The organism is Caulobacter sp. P1_B12_2, assembly GCF_056406675.1.
Map to the genome: position 1 here is coordinate 1 of NZ_JBFTZS010000432.1, position 3,939 is coordinate 3,939.

A 3,939-nucleotide genomic window follows, 5' to 3' on the forward strand; every position below is an offset into this window, starting at 1 on the left:
CAACGACCGGATGACCGGCGACCTGTCGCCCGTCCACGATCCCTGCATCATCAAGCAGGGCGCGACCTATCACCTGTTCTGCACCAGCCAGGCCAACGAGAAGCCGGGCTTGATCCATTGGCGGACCTCGCCGGACCTGGTGACCTGGACCCTGGTCGGCGCCGTCATGCCCGCCTTGCCCGACTGGGCTCAGAAGGAAGTGCCCGGCACGCGCGGCGCCTGGGCCCCGGACATCAGCCTGATCAACGGGCGCTACCACCTCTATTACGCGCTCTCGACCTTCGGGAAGAACCGCTCGGTCATCGCCCTGCAGACCACCGCGACCCTGGACCGGTCGGACGCGGCCTTCGGCTGGCGCGACGACGGCGTGGTCCTGGCCTCCAAGTCCGGCGACGACTTCAACGCCATCGACGCCAACATCGTCACCACGCCGGATGGCCGCGTGTGGATGAGCCTGGGCAGCTTCTGGTCGGGCCTCAAGCTGGTCGAGATCGACCCGGTGACCGGGAAACCCAAGCCCGGCGCCCCGCTGACGGCCATCGCCGCCCGGCCCCATCCCGACGCCATCGAGGCGCCGTACATCATCCAGCGCGACGGCTGGTTCTATCTGTTCGCCTCGTTCGACTTCTGCTGCCGGGGCGCCGACAGCACCTACTACACGGTGGTGGGCCGCTCGAAGGCTATCGCCGGCCCCTATGTCGATCGCGCCGGCAAGGCGATGCTGATGAAGGGCGGCGGCTTCATCGTGCTGCACGCCGACCTGGATCCGACCAAGCGTTTCAAGGGACCCGGCCACGTGGCGGTGCTGCGCGACGTGGGTCGCGACTACATCGTCTACCACGCCTATGACGCCAAGAAGGGCGGCCTCCCGACCCTGCGCATCCAGCCCCTGGCCTGGACCGACGATGGGTGGCCAGTGGCCGTCTGAACCCTTTTCCCGCCTGAGTGCGTCCCCGACTGCGCCGTTCCGGACCCGCTCCGGGACGGCGCTTTTCTTTCCACCCAGGCTCGATTGCACCGGCTCTATTTGTCGGACTATATGATCGTCAAGCCGCCTTGAGAGCCGCTGTGTCATTGGAACGAGGAACCTCATGAAGACTTCAGGCCGCAAACTGACCGGCGCCCTCCTGGCCGCCACCGCCATCGCCCTTCCGGCGGGAGCCTTCGCGGCCGACTACGCCCGCGCCCCGTTCGGCAAGACGCCGGACGGCGTCGAGGTCGAGGCCATAACCCTGACCAATGCCAAGGGCGTCAGCGCCACGGTGATCACCTACGGCGCCACCCTGCAGTCGCTGATCGCGCCGGGCCGCGACGGGACCAAGGCCGACATCGCCCTGGGCTTCAAGGACGCCGAGTCCTACGTCAAGAACGCCAGCTATTTCGGGGCTTCGGTCGGCCGGTTCGCCAATCGCATCGGCAAGGGCCGCTTCGTCCTGGAGGGCAAGACCTATCAGCTGGCCCTGAACAACAACGGCGTCGCCGCCCTGCACGGCGGGGTCAAGGGCTTCGACAAGCAGGTCTGGAAAGTGAGCGACATCAAGCGCGGCCCCGTCGCCTCGGTCACCTTCACCCACGTCAGCCCCGACGGCGAGGAAGGCTATCCCGGCACGCTCACCGCCACGGCGACCTACGCCCTGGACGAGGCGAACAACCTGACGATCACCTACGGAGCCGTCACCGATAAGCCGACCATCGTCAACCTGACCAATCACGCCCTGTTCAACGTCGCCGGTGAAGGCGCGCCCGAAGGGGCGATGGGCAATGTCCTGACCCTGGAGTCAGACGGCTACACCCCGGTCGACGCCGAACTGATCCCGACCGGCCAGATCACCCCGGTGGCCGGCACGCCGTTCGACTTCCGCAAGCCGACGGTGGTGGCCGAGCGCCTGCGCGACGCGCGCGATCCGCAGATCGTCGTCGGCCGCGGCTACGACCACAACATGGTGCTGACCGGCAAGGCGGGCGGCGCCCCGCGCCTGGCCGCCCGCCTGGCCGATCCCAAGAGCGGCCGGGTGCTGGAGATCCTCAGCGACCAGCCGGGCATCCAGTTCTACACCGGCAACTTCATCGACGGCACGACGGTGGGCAAGAGCGGCAAGATCTATCGCCAGGGCGACGGCATCGCGCTCGAGCCCCAGCACTTCCCCGACGCCCCCAACCAGCCGGCCTTCGCGCCGGTGCGGCTGGATCCGGGCCAGACCTACAGCAACACCATGGTGTTCAGGCTGACGACGGACGGGAAATAGCCGCCCCTTGTCGGCGGATGGAGAAGTCTGCTCCCATGCGGACATGGCGACAGACTTCTCCATCCTCCCCGTCCGCACCAATGACGACCTCGCGGCCGTCGTCGCGCTGTTCGAGGACTATGTCGCCACCCTGACCGTCGACCTGGGCTACCAGGACTTCAGCGGCGAGTTGGCCGGCCTGCCCGGCAAGTACGCGCCGCCGAGAGGCGAACTGCTGTTGGCGCGGGACGCGGCGGACCGGCCGCTGGGCTGCGTGGGCCTGCGCCCCATCCCGCCCGACGGCTGCTGCGAGATGAAGCGCCTCTATCTGCTGCCTGCCGCGCGAGGCCTTGGCCTGGGCAAGGCGATGACCGAAGCGGTGATCCAGGCGGCCCGCGCCCTCGGTTATGACGAGCTGCGGCTGGACACCTTGCCCAGCATGACCACCGCCATGCGGCTCTACGACGCCATGGGCTTCGAACGCACCGGCCCCTATTACGCGCCGACGCCCGAGAGCACGGTGTTCATGCGGCTGAAGCTCTGACGACGATTAGGCCTTTTGCGCCACCAGTGAAGCGACGTCGTGGCGGATAATCCTGGCGGCGCGTTCGGCCTATCCCTGCGCTGCGGCGGACCGTCCGTCGCGCCACGGAGCGCTGAGCATGAAAGTCCTCTACGCCACACAGGCCACCGCCCTGGGCGGACGCGCCGGCTGGGCCGCCAGCGTCGACGGGACGCTGAAGGTCAAGCTGGCCAAGCCCAGAGCGCTGAACGGCATGGCCGGCGGCGGCGCCACGCCCGAGCACCTGTTCGCCGCCGGTTATGCCGCGTCCTTCCTGGAAGCCCTGCGCGCCGCCGCGTGCGAGACCGACTCCGTGATCACCGACGACGCCAACGTCACGGTGACGGTCGGCGTCAGCCGCCCCGAGGGCGAGGACGGCCTGGCGCTGGACGTGTCGCTGTCGCTGGACCTGCCCGACCTCGACCGCGAGTCCGCCCAGGCCCTGTCCACCCGCGCCCATGCCCTGTGTCCATATTCCCGTCTCCTGCGCGAACGGCTGGAGCCTCGCACCGCGGTCGCCTGACGTCTTTCAACACGTCGGCCTTGAGCTTGGCCCCGCAACGGTCTTCGATGAGCCGACTCACGGGGCTCAAGGGACGACCATGCCGCATCTGCCGGATTTCGAGGCCTGGGCGATTTTCGCCAAGGTCGCCGAGAAGGGTTCGTTCTCCCTGGCCGCCGAGGAACTGGGCCTTGCCAAGACCACCGTCTCCAAAGCCGTCACCCGGTTGGAGGAGCGGCTGCGCACCACCCTGCTGCACCGCACGACCCGCAAGCTGTCGCTGACCGAGAGCGGCCGCTCCTGCCTGGAGCGCGCCCTGCGCATCCTCAACGACGGCGAGGCGATCGAAGCCGAGATCCTGGAAGAGGCGGCGATTCCGCGCGGCCTGGTGCGCTTCGCCTCGACCGGCGCCTTTGGCGTGCGAACCCTGGCCCCGCTGATCCCCGAGTTCCTGAAGCGCTATCCGGAGATCGAGCTCGACTTCCATATCACCGACAACAGGGTCGACCTGATCGACGACGGCTACGACCTGATGGTCACGATCGGCCAACTCGCCGACTCCTCGCTTCGCGCCAGCCGCCTCTTCTCGCACCGGCTGCCGGTGGTGGGCGCGCCGGCGCTGTTCGAACAGTATGGCCGCCCCTCGCATC

At 68.3% G+C, this 3,939-nt stretch carries 5 protein-coding genes; all 5 read left to right on the top strand.

Annotation, left to right across the window (positions count from 1 at the left end; translation table 11 throughout):
• A partial coding sequence (locus AC1DZ6_RS20830) for an arabinan endo-1,5-alpha-L-arabinosidase (RefSeq protein ID WP_477099042.1) occupies positions 1-928 on the top strand: 928 nt, incomplete at its 5' end.
• A 163-nt stretch (positions 929-1,091) separates the two neighbouring features.
• Positions 1,092-2,246, top strand: a complete 1,155-nt coding sequence (locus AC1DZ6_RS20835; RefSeq protein ID WP_477099043.1) for an aldose epimerase family protein — start codon at positions 1,092-1,094, stop codon at positions 2,244-2,246.
• Between the two features lie 43 nt (positions 2,247-2,289).
• The gene (locus AC1DZ6_RS20840; RefSeq protein WP_477099044.1) at positions 2,290-2,769 is read left to right on the top strand and encodes a GNAT family N-acetyltransferase; all 480 of its coding nucleotides are present in this window, start codon (positions 2,290-2,292) and stop codon (positions 2,767-2,769) included.
• Positions 2,770-2,887: 118 nt separating this feature from the next.
• Positions 2,888-3,310, top strand: a complete 423-nt coding sequence (locus tag AC1DZ6_RS20845) for an Ohr family peroxiredoxin (RefSeq protein WP_477099045.1) — start codon at positions 2,888-2,890, stop codon at positions 3,308-3,310.
• Between the two features lie 79 nt (positions 3,311-3,389).
• The coding region (locus AC1DZ6_RS20850) for a LysR family transcriptional regulator (RefSeq protein WP_477099046.1) at positions 3,390-3,939 on the top strand (550 nt) is incomplete at its 3' end.

Coding starts and splice junctions, on each gene's coding strand:
- AC1DZ6_RS20835 (WP_477099043.1), top strand. CDS start 1,092: ATGAAGACTTCAGGCCGCAAACTGACCGGCGCCCTCCTGGCCGCCACC.
- AC1DZ6_RS20845 (WP_477099045.1), top strand. CDS start 2,888: ATGAAAGTCCTCTACGCCACACAGGCCACCGCCCTGGGCGGACGCGCC.
- AC1DZ6_RS20840 (WP_477099044.1), top strand. CDS start 2,290: ATGGCGACAGACTTCTCCATCCTCCCCGTCCGCACCAATGACGACCTC.